Below are 15,582 nucleotides of genomic sequence, written 5' to 3'. Positions count from 1 at the left end.
TGACACACAGGTTCCTCATGGCCGGCTGTCGGTGTCGGGCGGCATGCTGGGTCCATGACGCCGCCCGCTGCCGCTCCGCTGACCCGTGCCGACGGCTCCCCGTTGCGGGTGCTCGTGGTCGACGACGAGGTCAACATCGCCGAGCTGCTCAGCATGGCGCTGCGCTACGAGGGCTGGGAGATCTCGACGGCCCACACTGGCCGCGACGCGGTCGCCGTGGCGAAGGACGTGCGCCCCGACGCGATCGTGCTCGACTGGATGCTGCCCGACTTCGACGGGCTCGAGGTGCTCCGGCGGGTGCGGCAGCAACAGCCCGACGTACCCGTGCTGTTCCTGACCGCGCGCGACTCCGTGGAGGACCGCGTGGCCGGGCTGACCGCCGGCGGCGACGACTACGTGACCAAGCCGTTCTCGCTCGAGGAGGTCGTCGCCCGGCTGCGCGGGCAGCTCCGTCGCGCCGGCGCGACCCGGCGGCGCGAGAGCCCGGTGCTCACCGTCGGCGACCTGACCCTCGACGAGGAGAGCCGCGAGGTCTTCCGTGGTGGTGACGAGATCGCGCTGACCGCGACGGAGTTCGAGCTGCTCCGCTTCCTGATGCGCAACCCGCGCCGCGTGCTGTCCAAGGCGCAGATCCTCGACCGCGTGTGGAACTACGACTTCGGCGGCCAGGCCAACGTCGTCGAGCTCTACATCTCCTACCTGCGCAAGAAGGTCGACGCCGGCCGTGCGCCGATGATCCACACCATGCGCGGCGCCGGGTACGTGCTGAAGCCGGCCGACTGATGGAGCGCGTACGCCGCCTGGTGCCGGCCTCGCTGACCGCCCGCCTCGTCGCGACCGTGGTCCTCCTCGTGGCGCTCGTCGGGCTCCTGGTCTCCGCGCTGACCACGGCCGCGCTCGACAAGCGGCTCACCGGCCAGATCGACAAGGAGGTCATGCAGTCGCACGACCGCGACGTCCGTGCGCTGCAGCACGGGCTGCCGATCGGCGGCTTCCCGGACGGCGGCGGACCCGACATCCGCGACGCACGGGCACAGGGCGCGGGCACCCTGACGGCGTACTTCACCCAGGGTGCCTCCAGCGGCATCGTGCTCACCGCCGGCGGGGGCCGGAAGCAGCTCACGGTGGCCGAGCTCGCCCAGCTCCGCGCGCTGCCCCAGACCGATCGGCCCACCGCGCTCGAGGTCGAGGGCCTCGGCGACTACCGCTTCCTCGCCTCGCAGGTCGACGGCATCACCCTGGTCACCGGCATCGCGGCCGGCGAGGTCGACGACACGCTGGCCACGATCATCGCGTGGGAGGCCCTCTTCACGCTGCTGGCTGTCGGCGTCGCAGGGGGCCTCGCTGTCGTCGTCGTACGCCGCCAGCTCGAGCCGCTGCGCCAGGTCGCCCGCACCGCCCACGAGGTCGCGGCACTGCCGCTCGCCACCGGTGAGGTGGGCGTGACCGCACGCGTGCCGGAGTCGCTCACCGACGAGCGCACGGAGGTCGGCCAGGTGGGGTCGGCCCTCAACGTCCTGCTCGGCCACATGGAGAGCTCGCTCGACGCGCGCCACCGCAGCGAGCAGCAGGTCCGGCAGTTCGTGGCCGACGCCTCCCACGAGCTGCGCACGCCGCTCGCCACGATCCAGGGCTACACCGAGCTCGGCCTGCGCGCCGACGCCGACCCCGAGCGGGTCCTCCACGTGCTCGAGCGTGTGCAGGGCGAGTCGAGGCGGATGACGGCGCTGGTCGAGGACCTCCTGCTCCTGGCCCGGCTCGACGCGGGGCGGCCGCTCGCCCGCGAGGAGGTCGACCTCACCCACCTGGTGCTCGAGGCGGTCGGTGACGCGCGCGTCGTCGCGCCCAGCCATCGCTGGCAGCTCGACCTCGGCGACGAGGCGGTCGTGGTGACCGGCGACGCGCAGCGGCTGCACCAGGTGGTGGCCAACCTGCTCACCAACGCCCGGCGCCACACGCCCGCGGGCACGACGGTCACCGTCGCCGTGCGGGGTTCGGAGGACGGCGCGGTCGTCACGGTCCACGACGACGGCCCCGGTGTTCCCGCCGAGCTGCAGCCGACGCTCTTCGAGCGGTTCACGCGTGGCGACGCCTCCCGCACCCGCGACTCCGGGGGCGCCGGTCTCGGCCTCTCGCTCGCGCACGCGATCGCGGCTGCGCACGGCGGCACGCTGAGCTGTGCCTCGGCGCCGGGGGACACGACGTTCACCCTCACGCTGCCCGCCTGAGGGCTCACAGGAAGCACACAGGTCACGCGCAGGGAGCGCCCAGCGGGGGCGCGTTGGCTGGAGCCATCCAACCGACGAGGGAGAACCCGATGAGCAAGAAGACCCCCGACCCGCAGCGGCCCGAGCAGCCTGAGTCGCAGCCGGAGGCGAGCGGTTCCCGCTGGGAGCCGGACCCGAACGCCCCGACCGAGCAGATCGCCAGCCCGGCCCCGGCCGCCGCAGGGCGCCCGGCCGCCACGGAGTCCTCGGCCGCGCCCACCGCCGCGCCCACTGCCCCGACGGGCGCGCACCCCACGGCGTACCCGACGCCGGTCAACGAGGCACCGAGCGCATCGGCGTTCGCCGCGCTCAAGGCGCTGTCGAGCGGTGCCAAGGGCGCGCTCGTGGGCGCCGCAGCGGTGCTGGTGCTGGGCAGCGGGGTGACCGGCTTCGCGATCGGCCAGGCCGGCGACGACCACCAGCGGGTCGACGTGCGGTTCGGGCAGGACGGCTTCGACCGCGACGGCAGCCGGGGCGGGTTCCCCGGCGGCGGCGTGCCCGGCCAGCTTCCGCAAGGTGGCGCGGGCCAGCTCCCGGGGCAGCTGCCGCAGGGCCAGATGCAGGGCCAGCTCCCGCAGGGCGGGACGCAGCAGGACGGCAGCGGCACCACGCAGAACGACAGCGACGCGTCATGACCCCGAGCCAGCTGGACACGGCCGTGCGGCGTACGTCGGCGGCCGTCGTCGCGATCGGCCTGCTCGCCGTGACCGGCTGGTGGGTCGTCGGCAACCACGCCGACGGACTCCTCGGGGCGATGGCCCTCGGGCGCATCGCGGGCCTGCTCTCCGCCGCGCTCCTGCTGGTGCAGGTGCTGCTGATGGCTCGCGTGCCGGTGCTCGAGCGGGCCTGGGGGCAGGACGCTCTCGCGCGCCAGCACCGGCTGGTCGGGTTCACCTCGTTCAACCTGCTGCTGGTGCACCTCGTCCTCATCGCCTGGGCGTACGCCGGCGGCCCGGGCCGGCTGGTCACCTCCACGTGGCACCTGGTCGTGGACTACCCGGGCATGCTGCTCGCGCTGGCCGGGACGGTGTGCCTCGTCATGGTCGTCGTGACCAGCGTGCGGGCAGCCCGCCGGGCGCTTCGCTACGAGTCGTGGCACCTGCTCCACCTCTACGCCTACCTCGGGGTCGGGCTCGCGCTGCCGCACCAGCTGTGGACCGGGCAGGACTTCGTGGGCCACCCGGTGGTGACCGCGCTCTGGTGGACCGTGTGGGGCGCGAGCCTCGCGGCCGTCCTGGTCTGGCGGGTTGCCCTGCCTCTCGCCGTCACGGCGCGCCACGGCCTGCGGGTCACGTCGGTCGTCGAGGAGGGCGACGGCGTGGTCTCGGTCTACCTCTCCGGACGCCGCCTCGAGCGGCTGCGTGTGGAGCCGGGGCAGTTCCTGGTCTGGCGCTTCCTCGGTCGCTCTGGCTGGACGCGCGGCAACCCGTACTCCCTCTCCGCGGCCCCCGACGGCCGCAGCCTGCGGATCACGGTGAAGGCGCTCGGCGACGGATCGGCCGAGCTGCGCGCCCTGCGCCCCGGCATGCGCGCCCTGGTCGAGGGCCCCTACGGCCGCCTCTCGCCGCGGGCCCGCACGGCCCGGCGCGTGGCCCTGATCGGGTCCGGTGTCGGCATCACGCCGCTCCGTGCGCTGGCGGAGGGTCTCGACTACGCCCCCGGCGACGCCGTGCTCCTGCACCGCTACGCCCGCGAGCCGCTCTTCGGCAGCGAGCTCGAGGTGCTCCGGCGCGAGCGTGGGCTCGCCGTCGTGGACCTCCCCGGGCCGCGGCGTACGCCGGACTCCTGGCTCGGCCGGATCGAGCCCGCCGTCGACGACGCCTCCGCGCTGCGGGCGTGGGTGCCGGACATCGCCGAGCGCGACGTCTACGTCTGCGGGCCCCACGGCTGGGCCGAGGCCGTACGCCGGGCGGCCCGCGCCGCCGGCGTCCCCGCGCGGCGGATCCACACCGAGGCGTTCGGGTGGTGAGCGGCGTGCGACGGATCATCCTCTGGCTCAGCGGCACCGTGGCCACGCTCGCGCTGCTCTTCGGCTACCACACCTCCCTGGGCGGCTCGACTCCCACGGAGACCGCGGCGGCCTACTCCGGCACGCTCGCCGGCTCCTCCTCCACCCCGACGGACACGACCACGGACACGACCACGGCCACGAAGGGCGCGGGGAGCGGCGGCTCGTCGGGCTCCTCCGCGAAGAGCGCCACGAAGACGACGACCGGCACCCCGACCTACACGCGCTACGGCCCGGTCCAGGTGCAGATCACCACGTCCGGGTCGACGATCACCAAGGTGTCGGTGCTGCAGTACCCGAACAGCGACTCGCGCGACGCCCAGATCAACGGCTACGCCCTGCCGGTCCTGGTGCAGGAGACGCTCGACAAGCAGGGCGCCGGCATCGACATGGTGAGCGGCGCGACCTACACGAGCGACGGCTATCGGCAGTCGCTGCAGTCCGCGCTCGACCGGGCGGGCCTGTGAGCACCGTGGCGCTGGCGCCGGCCCGGTACGTCGAGCAGGTCATGGGGCTGCCGTTCAGCCTCGCCCTGCGGGGACGCCACACCAGCGACGCCGCCGCCCGGGAGGCGTGGGCCGCCGTCGTGGCGGACCTGCGTGAGGCCGACCGGGTCTTCAGCACCTGGCGCGCCGACTCCTGGGTCTCGCGGCTCGCCCGCGGCGAGGTCGAGCTGGGGGAGTGCCCGCCGGAGGTGCGCGAGGTGCTGGAGCTCGGCAACGCCGCCGCCCACGCCTCGCACGGCGCCTTCGCGGTCGCGCGGCCCGACGGGCACGGCGGCACCGTCTTCGACCCGAGCGGCGTGGTCAAGGGCTGGGCCGCCGAGCGCGCTGCCCGCCACCTCGCGGAGCTGCCGGAGACCGACCACTGCCTCTCTGCGGGTGGTGACGTCCTCGCCTGGACCGCGGACCCGGTCGGACGCCCCTGGACGATCGGGGTCGAGGATCCGGCCGACCCGCAGCGCGTGATCGCCCGCCTCCCCGTCTGGCGTGGCGCGGTGGCCACCTCGGGCACCGCCCACCGTGGGGCCCACGTGGTCGACGGGCGGACCGGGCTCCCGCCGCTCGGCGTACGGCAGGTGACGGTGGTGGGTGACAGCCTCACCGCCGTCGACATCGACGCGACGAGCGCCTTCGCGCTGGGCCGGGAGGCTGCCACGTGGCTACGGGCCCGGGGCCGGTGCGGCGTCGTCGTCCACGACGACGGTCGCGTGGAGGTCGTCGGCTGAAACGCGACAGTCCCCGACGCGCTGGCTGCCGACACGAGGTCGGAAGGCGCCGAGCGTCGGGGACTGTCGAGGGTGCCGGGTCAGTGGTTGACGACGACGCGGTGGTGCGGGGCTTCCGCCGTGGTGGAGTCGGTGGTCGCGGCGAAGGTGGCTGCGGCGACGATGACGACGGTGCCGATCACGATGTTGGTCATGGGTTCCCCCGAGGGTTGGTGGGCAGGCCGAGTCCTGCTTTCCGTACGCCGGTGGAACGGCCGACCCGCGGGTTCATGACGCAGTCGTGTCCACCCTCTGGTGCGAACCCGCCCACGGGTCGGGCTCCTCGGCGGGGGAACGGGCCGACCACGGGCTCGCTCCGGCTCGAGCCGCGCGGGGGAGGCGGCCTGGTGGTGACGGTGCGACTCCCTGCCACGTGACAGGCTGGGTGCCATGCCCAATCGCCTTGCGTCAGCGACCTCTCCCTACCTGCTGCAGCACGCGGAGAACCCCGTCGACTGGTGGGAGTGGGGGCCCGACGCGTTCGAGGAGGCCCGGCGCCGCGGCGTACCCGTGCTGTTGAGTGTCGGCTACGCCGCCTGCCACTGGTGCCACGACGTGAACCGACCGGCGGCTGTTCGCGAAAATTGACGAAACCGCAGGTCAGCGGGGGTATGGCGGTTCGTGTCGTTTCAACGAAGACCGCCGTTGGACACCGATTCCGGGGCTTCGTGCATCACTCTCGTGCATCACTTTTGGGCCCATCACTGGCAACCCAGTGGCAGCCGATCTCGACTGTGTTGAAGGACCTGACACGTCGCGAAGACATGTTAACTTTCCGGCCGATTCCTAACGGGTTGCCGCGGTCGTCGGTGACCGGTCGTCACGGCCCCAGGCATCCGATCGGGATGACATGTACGCCGTCGGACCGGCGGCCGCCGGCGCCTGTCGACGTGATCACGCCGAGACAGGCAGGTTCCTTGTGCCGGTCGGTGTCGACGTTCCCGGCGAACTTGAGCAGGGACGCGGCTCCGGCGTCGACGTCGCGTGGGTTGAGCTTGACCTCGAAGGCTGCCCACTTGTTGTCCCGAGCGGTCAGCACGGCGTCGACTTCGTTGCCGTTCTCGTCGCGCCAGGAGTCGACGCGCCCTCGGTGCAGCTGCGCATAGATGCGGAGGTCACGGATGACCAGCGCCTCGAAGTGGAAGCCCAAGGCCAGGGGATCGGCCTTGAGTTCGGCACTGCCGATGTTCAGCGCGGCGGGTCCGATCGAGGGGTCGACGAAGTAGCGCACGGGCGCGGTGCGGAGTCGGGCTCGCGAGCGCATGTGAGGTCGCCAGGCCGCGGAGTCGTCGGTGAGCCACAGGCGGGCGAGTGCATCGAGGTAGCCAGTGAGCGTCTCGTACGCGATGGGTCCGCCGTCGCCCCCGACGTCCTTGGCCAGATCGCTCAGCTTGACTGGCTGTCCGACGCCGCGACCCAAGGCTTCGAGTAGGCGGTGCAGATTGCCGGGGTTGCGGCGGTGGCCCATCTCGGGGACGTCCACCTCCACGACCTGGCGCAGGTAGTCGGCCAGCCAGTCGCGTGCGAAATCCTCCTCGGCGTCGAGCAGCTCTGGCCAACCGCCGGTGATGATGCGGCGGAGCAGGTCGTCGAAGGATAGGTGCGTCCCCAGGCCCGTCTGGCGTTCGCCATCCAACAGGCTGGCCAGCGACATCTCCCCGGTCGAGTGGCCAGATTCGAACAGGCTCATCGGCCGCATCTGCATGACGGAGAACCGTCCCGCCCCGGAGTGCCGGTTCGCGGCGTCGCGGGGTCGGGCGGATCCGGTGAGGATGAACTGCCCCTTCTCGGCGCGGTCGTCCACCTGGCGCCGCACGCGGTTCCAGATGTCCGGTGCGACCTGCCACTCGTCGAACAGGATCGGTGGTTCCCCCGCGAAGAGCGCTTGAGGGTCGAAATCGAGTTGGGCGCGCGCCGCTGCGTCCTCGTCGAGACGGATGATGGTGTTGGCGATCTGCGATGCCGTGGCGGTCTTCCCGCACGCCTTCGGTCCCTCGATGAGGACGGCTCCCATCACGCTGAGTCGGGCCTCGAGCTCCCGGTCTGCGATCCGGGGTAGGTAGTTCGCCATCCGCTCACTCTAACGTTTGCGTAGGATGAAGTCGAACTATTACGGTCAATGAATCTGAAGATTCGGATCGCTCGAAGTCGAACTTTTGCGGCTGCGCTTGGCGTGCTCGAACTCGGCCCAGGTCAGGGGAGCCCGGCGCGGGTGAACTCCTGCTGAAGCCGCGGCCGGCGCTTGTTCTCCTCGCGGAGGTCGGCGATCAGGGCGTCGACCCAGGCAGCCGAGTCGGGCGTGGGCGCGAGCTTGCGCATGCCGGCCAACCGCTTGGCGGCACGCCGGTAGTGCTCGGCTCCTGCCTCGGTGAGTTCATTGCGGACAAGACGCTCGTGGATCGGCAGGACCGCGAGTGGATCGATCTTCCCGTAGGCGTTGGCAAGGTCGGCCCAGCCGTAATCGCTGTCGAGGCTGAGGTCGTGGGCGAGGTCCCAGGCAGCCTGCGGGTCGTTGAGCGTGCGGAGGGTGAAGGTGACGGCGTCGTACGGCTGGTGGGACAGCTTCTCCATCACCTCGTCGCGGTACGTCGGCCATGCGTCGCCTGCCGCTCGGTAGAGCTCGGATGCGTTCGAGGAGTTCGGCCAGCGTCGGAAGAGGAAGACGCGGGTCTCGAGCGACTCCGTGGGGCGATGGGTGTCGATCAGCTTGGCCCAGTGGCGGGCAGCGGTGACAGACTGGTGGCCGAGGCCGAACTCGGTGGCCTGCCTCGCCCAGTCGATCGCGAGGTCGTATTCGCCGATCTCCTCGAACGCCTCGGCGGTGTCGGTGAACCACGCGGCCACCTTCCGATCGCCGACGTGCGTGCGGATGATCGCCTCGATGTCGCGATCGAGCACGGCGAGACGCTTGGCGTTCCAATCGAGGGTGAACCAGGCGTGCGAGTTGTTCGACTGCCAACGGTCCTGATGGCTCGGCCGCGGCCCGAGGCTGGCCTCGATCTCCGAGAGTCGCTCGCGGTAGGCGGCGACGCCGGCGTCTCCGAGTGCTTCGGCGTACGCCGCGACGTCGAGTTCAAAGTAGTCGACCTCGTTGTCGTCGAACTGGAACTTGATCATCCAGTCGATCAGTTTGGCCGGCTTGATCCGCGCCTCGGCCGCGGCGCGGGGGTGGAGGTCGAGGAGCCGTCGGCACGCGTCGCCGATGATGCCGCTGGAGTCGTCGGCCCGTGCGATGACCCTGATCGCACTGGCGAGAGCCTTGTGGGTGACGGCGTACCGCTCGGTGGGTCCGGCGGCCCCGTCCTGCTCCAGGATGTCGATCGCCTCGTGCATGTCGCGGCCGTGGGCATTGGCCGCGCTCCAGCGGTGCAGGTCGCTCCGGCTTCGGATCAAGGGCAGCACGTGCTCGGCGAGGCCGGTCAGCGGGGTCGGCGGCATGTGGGGAGTCTTGCAGCACGCCGCCATGTCGAGTCCCGTGCGTTCTTGAGTAGCCAGATCTCGATCGAATAGATCTACTCAACTTCGCAGGGACGTCTCGGGTCTCGGCGTGTTGCGTGACCTAACTCGTTGCGATGACGCGTCAACTTTCCGGCCGATTCTTAACATGTTGCGTATATGCAACAGGCACGTACAGTCGGGGCATGGATCTGGCCGAGCGCATCTCGGCACTGCGCCGCGCGAACGGGCTGAGTGCTCGTCAGCTCGCGGCACTGGTCGACGTTGCTCCAACGACGGTCACGCGGATTGAGTCCGGCGCCGTGAGCCCGTCGTTCGATCTGGCCCAGGAGATCCTGACGGTGCTCGGGGAGCCGATCGGCTTCACCGGCGTAGCGGACGTTGATGCGATCGCGACCGCACGTCTCGCGCTCAACCCGAATCTCGACGTCTCGTCGACGCCGGGCGTCGAAGTGTGGCGCCAGCGCTGGGCGCGCATCGGACTCCTCGATGCTGACGGGCGCGTCGCACCCGGCAAGGAAGCCGACCTGCTGTTCCGTGCTGGTCGCGCTGCTCGCCTGACCCGGCGACCCGGTGCTGTGGACTTCGCAGCGGGACCGTCCGCGGATGAGGTCGCTGAGTCGCTTCGCGCGGCTGGAATCGACTACGCCCTCACCGGCGACGCCGGGGCCAACCTCTACCGCTCCAGCGCTGGTGAGGCTTGGCCGGTCCTGTACGTCGAGGACATCGTCGGCGGTGCCGGCGCAGCGAGCCTCGTGCGCAAGGAGCCTGGCACGTTCGGGATGCGGATCACTCTCATCCCCTTCGACGGTGTCAGCGAGATCGGGCGGGTCAACATCGACGGCACGACGGTCGTTGCTCGCGACCAGGTCGTCATCGACGCCTACGGTGGGATCGACCGCATGGTCGAGCAGGCCGACATCCTCATGGGGAGGCGCGTGGCGTGATGGAGTTCAAGGCACCTCGCACCGAGATCGAGTGGAGTCGTGGCGCGATCTCGCGTCAGAGGTACCGGCGAACGGCGCTGGCGAAATCAGGGGTTGAACGTCACGAGCACCTCGCAGTTCGCGCGGATGCCTGCCGCGAGAACATGACGATCCTTCGGGTCGTTCGTCATCGTTCCGATCAGATCGTCGAAGCCACTGACCGTTGCATCCGGGAACGCATGCCTCATGGCATCGACGCGTCTCTTGACGCTCGCGTCTGGGATGCCGTGCTCCGTCAGGTTCTTCGACAACTCGTCGAGGATCCTCTCCGACCACAAAGGCCGGAACAGGCCGCGCTCGGCCAGACCGAGGATGACATCGTTGAGGTGGAAGCCGAAGAGGACGTTGGTATCGAAGAGCGCTGGGAAAGTTGCCACACTCAGCCCTCAGTTTCTGAGAGCCGCTTCAGTGGAGGCACGCCTTTCGGCAGCTTGTCGTAGTGCTCGATCGAGTCCTTCGCGAGTTCGGCCAACGCCGCGCGGCGCTCGCCTTGGGCGCGTGTCTGGTAGGCCACCACGTCACGCAGTCTCACGCGACGATGACGGCCCACCTTCTCAAACTCGATGGCACCCGACTCCAGGATCTTGACGAAGGTCGGGCGTGACATCCCGAGGAAGTCAGCAGCCTCCTGGGTGGTGAGCTTCGCCGCGTACGGCAAGATCGAGATCCCGTCGCCAAGCGCCAACACGTTGGCCGCCTCTTCCAGCACCTGGAACAGCTCGGCCGGAATCGGCACCTGCTTACCGTCGGGGCCGACCAGCATCGCCTGGCCCGGCTTGTCGGCGGCGATGTTGATGCCGTTCAGCACCTGGGCGAACTGGAGCAGCTCTTCGCGCTCATGGTCAGGCAGGTATGTCTTCGACTGCCGCAGATGAGCGGCCTTCTCTACGGTGGCCATTACTCCACCCTACTCGAAATATTCGAAAAGCGTTGGCTTCAAAATCCGACGGCGGGCCATCACCGGAGCGGGTCGGCATCCTGTCGGGGCGGCGACCGGACAGCAGGCGCTTCAAGCGCTCGCACCAAGTTGTTGAGTTGTGCCCGAACCAAATACAACTTGACAACTTCGCGGCATCGGCGGTCACGCCGACCGGCGTTGGCGCTTGGGCTGGGGGAGCAGGTCGGTGACGGTCGTCGGCTCCTGGTCGGGCGCGACCAGAGCCTTCAACGCTGCCTCGGCCAGCACCATCCGCTTCTCCTCCCAAGCCAGGAGCTGGTCGAGCCGCCACCGATCCGGATGCGTCATGACCGGTGCCGGGACCAACGAGCGGTCCTTGAGATTCTGGTAGCCCTTCGTCTTGCCCCAGCCGTAGCGCGCCATTACGTCGTGCGCGTCGAGGAAGACGTGCCGCGGGTCGGTGTCGTCTCCGGCGTCGGGCGGCCAGTGCACGGCTCACACCGCCTTCGGCTTGCCGAGGACCGGCTGGGAGGCGAGGCGCTGGGTGCGGATGAAGGTCCGCAGGTCGCCGACGGTCGTGTAGAGGCGCCGCCCGATCTTGAAGAACTCCGGGCCGGTGCCCTCCTGTCGCCACCAGCGGACGGTGTTCACCGGGGTCCGCAGGATCTCGGCGACGTCGTCGAGCGTGAGGAGCTCGTCATCGTGGCGCGCGTGGAACGGGATGTCGTGGGTGTTGCTGTTCATGGTTCCTCCTGTCAGGCGTTGGCCCGCGAGGATCGTGGGCGACAGGTAGGTGTGAGGGCCGTGCCGCACAGAGCGCCAAATACGTTCGATCGGATATCGTCGAGAGATGGATCGGGCGTACCTGATCGAAGTCGCACGACGAGCCAGCGGACTGACGCAGGCTGAGCTGGCCGCCAGATCCGGTACGTCGCAAGCGACGATGTCGGCGTACGAACGTGGTCTGAAGTCGCCAACGCTCAAGGTCGCCGCGCGGATCCTCGAGGCCGCGGGGTACGACCTCAACCTGCGCCGGCTCATCGACTGGGTCGAGCACGAGGCGCCCGGAGTCGGGCACTTCTGGGTGCCGAGCACCCTCTGGCACGTCGAGACGCCCGACTGCTTCGCGATCCTGGCGTTCCCCGACCTCATCGGCGACGGGCCGGTCCAGCAGTGGGACATGCACGACCGTGCGCAGCGCAAGGGTGTCTACGAGCAGTTGCTCCAAGGTGGCTCGCCCGAGGAGATGATCCGCTGGATCGACGGCCCCCTCCTGGTCGACGTCTGGGAGGAGCTCGAACTCCCGGACGCGGTCCGCGAGGCGTGGAAGTGGCCGATTGTGATCGCGCGAGGACCGACCCACCCGGACACCGTGCGGATCCTGGGCCGAGGGGACGACTCGTTCACGGCTGAAGCGTGGGTCCGCGGACACGAAGCAGTGCCAAGGAGGGCGCCGGCTCCGAAGGAGCCGCGGGTGCGGTTCATCCGGACGCGCTTCGACCCGCGGCCTCCAGAGGCGACGGCGGGCGGCGACGGGATGAAACCGGCAGCGACCGTCGCCGAGATTGCCGAACGGCTCGCCACTCAGCTGGCGACGTCGCGGCACCCCGCCGCCCCAGCCACCTGGAACGCTGGAGTCGAGTTCGCGCGGAGGTGGGCGGACTTGGGCAACGGCCACAACGTTGTGCTTGCACCGAGCGGACCCGGGTGCGTCGTCGGCGTAACGGTCGAGCCCTACGACGACAGGCTCGACGTCGGCCTCCAACTGATCACGCTCTGGCGATCGGACTGAGCTCGAACACTTCCTCCGGCTACGGGTACTCCAGCAGCTGCTCTGCGCTGATGGCGCTTCAGAATCCGATGCCCGGGCCCGATGACGACGGCGCGGGGCGGCGGTGGTCGAATTCGGGCGGAAGGCTCGGAACCGGCCGATGCCTGCGAGCCTTCGGTCCGTAGCGCTCGATCGCCTCGACCGCAGCCTCCCGTGCGTGCGCCGGTCCGAGATCGGCACGGTCCCGGCCGAACACGTCGCACCACTGCTTGCGCGCGTCCTCGACGGATTCGGCGACGAGGTGCGCGACGTTTCGCTCGCGGCCGCGTGTCATCACGACGTACGCCGACGCAGCGCCCGTGTGTTCGCCGACCAACACATGGCTCTCGGTGACAGTGGCGCCTTGCGCGCCGTAGGCGGTCGTGGCGTAGGCGAGCTCGACATCGCGGCGCACGTAGTCGGGCGGCAACACACGAGTCCCCGCCTCGCCCCTGACGGTGAGCGCGCCGCGATCGCACGAGACGACGGTCCACAACTCGCGGTTCGCGACGCCGGCATCGCGGTCGTTGCGCCGGGTCGCGATGGTGTCGCCGACGCCGAGCCGTTCACCTGCCGCGGTCAGCACCTGCTCGTCGGCCTCACCGGTCGCCTTGCGGATCCGGTGCGCGAAGGCGTTGACCCGTCCAACCTGTTCGCGGGTGTCGGCGACGACGAGCTTGCCGACGCTGGCTTCAGCGGCAAGGCGTCGGGTCCGCTCGACGTCGCTGGCGTGGATGACGATCTCGCCGCGGGCGAGGAGTTCATCGAACACCTCGCCGGGCGCGGTGCCCGTCCGCATCCGCACCGACAGCTCGGCATAGCGGAGGTCCTTGAAGCGGCGTACGCCGTCGAGCTGTTGCACGCGATCGGGTGCGTACCTGATCGCCAGATCCAGCACCCCGCCACGGCCGACGGCGGGGAGCTGATGGCGGTCGCCGACCAGAATCACCAGGGCCTTGGTCTCGTCGGCCAGACGGAGTAGCGCGCGGGCAGTGTCCTGATCGACCATGCCCGCCTCGTCGACGACGAGCAGGTCGCCTCGACGCAGTCGGGCGCTGACATCGGGCACGGAGTCGCCTCGACTCCACCGACCGTCCTCGTCCCAGCGGAAGCCGTGCTGGTGGAGCAGCCAGGCTGCGGAGTACGACGCCGCGCCGATCGCTCCCTCTGCGACCTGGGCCGCCTTGAGAGTCGGTGTCACCACGACCATCCGACGCCCGGCCGCGATCGCTCGCTCGCGGGTTTCCGCGAGACGGGCGGTTTTGCCAGCCCCGGCCGCGCCCTCGATCACGGTGATCGTCTTGGCTTGGGCGCGAGTCGCAAGGCGGTCGACGATCTCGTGCTCGACCGCCAGCACGTCGACCGACGTGAACGAACGCACGTGCTCGGGCACGTCCGATCGGGGGAGTAGCGGGCGTGATGCGGCGACGACGCGAGCGGTCAGATCCTCTGCCAACTCACGGCGCACGGCCCGGTCGACCACGCCTCCGCCGGACGCGATGATCCGCTCGACCTCACCCCGGGCGTCGGCCGCGTTCCACGCCGAGCGACGTGAGCCGAGCCGGACGAGAGCCAGCTCGACGACGCCGTCGCGGTCGACGGCGCCCGTCCGCAGCACGGGTAGCGGAGCGCCTGGCGCCGGCGAGACGTAGCCGAGCTCGTGCAACTCCTCCATCCAGCGGTGCCGCAGTTCCTCACCGTTTGTAGGCACCACCTTGTCCGGCCGCGCGTCGGCCCACGCTCGCCGATCCCATGCCTGCCGCAGCGCCGGCCCGGGTTCCTCGCCGGGATGTTCGGAGCGCCACTCAGCCTCGTAGGTGTCGACGTTGGCCTCGATCTGCTTCGCCCGTGCGCTGAACGCTCCCGTGTACGGCGCCAGTTCGACGACCTCGCCGGTGTCAGCGTCCAGCATGAACCCTCGTCTCGCCAGCGCCTCCCGGAACCCCGGGTTGGTCATCACCGCGGCGTGCCCGATCCCGTTGATCGCCTCCAGGCTGTCGCGAACCCCGACCGTGTGCAGCCCACGCCACACCGATCCGGTGGTTGAGCCTGTCGAAACCAACACGCGGGCGTTGATCTGGAGGTGCAGGTGCCTGTGTGGGTCGCCGGCCCGGGAGGTGAAATGGCGTACGACGGCCGCCTCGATCTGCTCCACCGGGATCTGCACCTGGTTGCCGCGTGGCCCGACCCGGGTGGTGGCATGCGATGCGAGCCAGCCGATGATCTCCTCGGCCGCCGCCATCTGGGCAGCGTCGTATGCCTCGGCGATCTCGGGGTGCAGGGCGGCCGCGAGCGACCAGGTCTTCGGCCCGTTGACGGTGACCTCGACGAATCGCACGCCCTTGTCGTCCTTCCGCAGTCGCCCCTTCGGCGGCATTCGCTGGTCGAGCTTGTCGAAACCGACGTCGTATCCGGCGACCCATCGTTCGTACGTCTCGCCGTCCATATCGGCTCGCGGCTCGACGCTGTTCGGAGTTGCCGCGAAGTGCATCGCGACGCCACTGCCTTCGGCGAGGTAGTAGTCGTCGGCTCGGGAGCGATCGGCCTCGACGTAGTGGCGCGCAGCGGCGGCGGCGCCGCGGTAGATCTTCATCCCGCCGTGCACGCGAACGACCTCCCTCAACAACCGTCGATGACCGTGAAACCACAGGTCAGGCGGTACATCGGCGCCCGTCCCGCTACGAACTCTCGTAGCATGCGTGCCGCTGGAAGGGGGTGTGAGAAGGGGTCAGATGAGAGCGAGATTGTGGAGCCATTGGTGGTTGGTGATGGACGTCAGGGGCAGGGGCAGGGGCAGGCAAAGTGGAAGGACGGGAGACGGTGGGGAGAGAGATGCGGGACATGAGGGACGGGCGCGTTTGACGGCGCCCGGGCCACGGTCGATCTGGAC

General features: G+C 70.1%; 16 protein-coding genes. 9 read left to right on the top strand and 7 right to left on the bottom strand.

Translation table 11 applies throughout. The features are described 5' to 3' along the window. The first annotated feature begins 54 nt into the window (after positions 1-54). The 7 genes from IEX47_RS09920 to IEX47_RS09890 all read left to right on the top strand — a co-directional run bounded on the left by IEX47_RS09920 (position 55) and on the right by IEX47_RS09890 (position 6,130). A complete protein-coding gene (locus IEX47_RS09920; RefSeq protein ID WP_188783854.1) occupies positions 55-783 on the top strand; it encodes a response regulator transcription factor in 729 nt (242 codons plus the stop codon). Beyond that, entirely contained in the window at positions 783-2,228 is a 1,446-nt protein-coding gene (locus IEX47_RS09915; RefSeq protein WP_188783853.1) for a sensor histidine kinase, read from the top strand. Before IEX47_RS09920 ends, IEX47_RS09915 begins: the two co-directional genes overlap by 1 nt. An 89-nt stretch (positions 2,229-2,317) precedes the next feature. Further along, complete coding sequence (locus tag IEX47_RS09910) at positions 2,318-2,902, top strand: hypothetical protein (RefSeq protein WP_188783852.1); 585 nt, start codon at positions 2,318-2,320, stop codon at positions 2,900-2,902. Then, a complete protein-coding gene (locus IEX47_RS09905) occupies positions 2,899-4,236 on the top strand; it encodes a ferredoxin reductase family protein (protein ID WP_188783851.1) in 1,338 nt (445 codons plus the stop codon). The genes IEX47_RS09910 and IEX47_RS09905 overlap by 4 nt, the downstream gene beginning before the upstream one ends. Beyond that, positions 4,233-4,742, top strand: a complete 510-nt coding sequence (locus IEX47_RS09900; protein ID WP_229662776.1) for an FMN-binding protein — start codon at positions 4,233-4,235, stop codon at positions 4,740-4,742. Before IEX47_RS09905 ends, IEX47_RS09900 begins: the two co-directional genes overlap by 4 nt. Beyond that, positions 4,739-5,503, top strand: a complete 765-nt coding sequence (locus tag IEX47_RS09895) for an FAD:protein FMN transferase (protein WP_229662775.1) — start codon at positions 4,739-4,741, stop codon at positions 5,501-5,503. The genes IEX47_RS09900 and IEX47_RS09895 overlap by 4 nt, the downstream gene beginning before the upstream one ends. 429 nt (positions 5,504-5,932) lie before the next feature. Next, entirely contained in the window at positions 5,933-6,130 is a 198-nt protein-coding gene (locus IEX47_RS09890) for a DUF255 domain-containing protein (RefSeq protein ID WP_188783850.1), read from the top strand. A 232-nt stretch (positions 6,131-6,362) separates the two neighbouring features. Here IEX47_RS09890 and IEX47_RS09885 read toward each other — a convergent pair whose 3' ends face one another. Continuing rightward, positions 6,363-7,613, bottom strand: a complete 1,251-nt coding sequence (locus IEX47_RS09885) for an ATP-binding protein (RefSeq protein WP_188783849.1) — start codon at positions 7,611-7,613, stop codon at positions 6,363-6,365. Between the two features lie 122 nt (positions 7,614-7,735). Beyond that, positions 7,736-8,980 (bottom strand): DUF6880 family protein, encoded by a 1,245-nt coding sequence (locus IEX47_RS09880; protein WP_188783848.1) that lies wholly within the window; start codon positions 8,978-8,980, stop codon positions 7,736-7,738. Positions 8,981-9,183: 203 nt separating this feature from the next. On the opposite strand from IEX47_RS09880, the gene IEX47_RS09875 reads away from it, so the two are divergent. Continuing rightward, positions 9,184-9,945 carry a helix-turn-helix transcriptional regulator gene (locus IEX47_RS09875; protein WP_188783847.1) on the top strand — a complete coding sequence of 254 codons (762 nt, stop codon included), beginning with the start codon at positions 9,184-9,186 and terminating at the stop codon, positions 9,943-9,945. An 86-nt stretch (positions 9,946-10,031) separates the two neighbouring features. Here the strand turns inward: IEX47_RS09875 and IEX47_RS09870 are convergent, their stop codons facing one another. The 4 genes from IEX47_RS09870 to IEX47_RS09855 form a co-directional block, all read right to left on the bottom strand. Continuing rightward, positions 10,032-10,361, bottom strand: a complete 330-nt coding sequence (locus IEX47_RS09870; protein ID WP_188783846.1) for a PIN domain-containing protein — start codon at positions 10,359-10,361, stop codon at positions 10,032-10,034. A 2-nt stretch (positions 10,362-10,363) separates the two neighbouring features. Beyond that, positions 10,364-10,882 (bottom strand): excisionase family DNA-binding protein, encoded by a 519-nt coding sequence (locus IEX47_RS09865; protein ID WP_188783845.1) that lies wholly within the window; start codon positions 10,880-10,882, stop codon positions 10,364-10,366. A gap of 183 nt (positions 10,883-11,065) precedes the next feature. After that, on the bottom strand, positions 11,066-11,374 hold the full coding sequence (locus IEX47_RS09860) for a hypothetical protein (RefSeq protein ID WP_188783844.1): 309 nt from the start codon (positions 11,372-11,374) through the stop codon (positions 11,066-11,068). 3 nt (positions 11,375-11,377) lie between these two features. After that, positions 11,378-11,626, bottom strand: a complete 249-nt coding sequence (locus tag IEX47_RS09855; protein ID WP_188783843.1) for a helix-turn-helix domain-containing protein — start codon at positions 11,624-11,626, stop codon at positions 11,378-11,380. 106 nt (positions 11,627-11,732) lie between these two features. Between IEX47_RS09855 and IEX47_RS09850 the strand changes: the two genes are divergently transcribed. Next, positions 11,733-12,674, top strand: coding sequence for a helix-turn-helix domain-containing protein (locus IEX47_RS09850; protein ID WP_188783842.1), 942 nt, complete (start codon positions 11,733-11,735; stop codon positions 12,672-12,674). A 58-nt stretch (positions 12,675-12,732) separates the two neighbouring features. Here the strand turns inward: IEX47_RS09850 and mobF are convergent, their stop codons facing one another. After that, the gene (gene mobF / locus IEX47_RS09845) at positions 12,733-15,285 is read right to left on the bottom strand and encodes a MobF family relaxase (protein WP_188783841.1); all 2,553 of its coding nucleotides are present in this window, start codon (positions 15,283-15,285) and stop codon (positions 12,733-12,735) included. Positions 15,286-15,582: the final 297 nt, after the last annotated feature.

The organism is Nocardioides phosphati (assembly GCF_014646375.1).
Taxonomy (GTDB): Bacteria; Actinomycetota; Actinomycetes; order Propionibacteriales; family Nocardioidaceae; genus Nocardioides; species Nocardioides phosphati.
This window is presented reverse-complemented; position numbering and strand designations above follow the sequence as displayed.

What these genes read in the sequence shown, in the direction of transcription:
- IEX47_RS09880 (WP_188783848.1), bottom strand. Translation starts at nt 8,980, where the DNA reads ATGCCGCCGACCCCGCTGACCGGCCTCGCCGAGCACGTGCTGCCCTTG.
- IEX47_RS09910 (WP_188783852.1), top strand. Translation starts at nt 2,318, where the DNA reads ATGAGCAAGAAGACCCCCGACCCGCAGCGGCCCGAGCAGCCTGAGTCG.
- IEX47_RS09855 (WP_188783843.1), bottom strand. Translation starts at nt 11,626, where the DNA reads ATGAACAGCAACACCCACGACATCCCGTTCCACGCGCGCCACGATGAC.
- IEX47_RS09890 (WP_188783850.1), top strand. Translation starts at nt 5,933, where the DNA reads ATGCCCAATCGCCTTGCGTCAGCGACCTCTCCCTACCTGCTGCAGCAC.
- mobF (WP_188783841.1), bottom strand. Translation starts at nt 15,285, where the DNA reads ATGAAGATCTACCGCGGCGCCGCCGCCGCTGCGCGCCACTACGTCGAG.
- IEX47_RS09905 (WP_188783851.1), top strand. Translation starts at nt 2,899, where the DNA reads ATGACCCCGAGCCAGCTGGACACGGCCGTGCGGCGTACGTCGGCGGCC.
- IEX47_RS09875 (WP_188783847.1), top strand. Translation starts at nt 9,184, where the DNA reads ATGGATCTGGCCGAGCGCATCTCGGCACTGCGCCGCGCGAACGGGCTG.
- IEX47_RS09850 (WP_188783842.1), top strand. Translation starts at nt 11,733, where the DNA reads ATGGATCGGGCGTACCTGATCGAAGTCGCACGACGAGCCAGCGGACTG.
- IEX47_RS09915 (WP_188783853.1), top strand. Translation starts at nt 783, where the DNA reads ATGGAGCGCGTACGCCGCCTGGTGCCGGCCTCGCTGACCGCCCGCCTC.
- IEX47_RS09865 (WP_188783845.1), bottom strand. Translation starts at nt 10,882, where the DNA reads ATGGCCACCGTAGAGAAGGCCGCTCATCTGCGGCAGTCGAAGACATAC.
- IEX47_RS09885 (WP_188783849.1), bottom strand. Translation starts at nt 7,613, where the DNA reads ATGGCGAACTACCTACCCCGGATCGCAGACCGGGAGCTCGAGGCCCGA.
- IEX47_RS09920 (WP_188783854.1), top strand. Translation starts at nt 55, where the DNA reads ATGACGCCGCCCGCTGCCGCTCCGCTGACCCGTGCCGACGGCTCCCCG.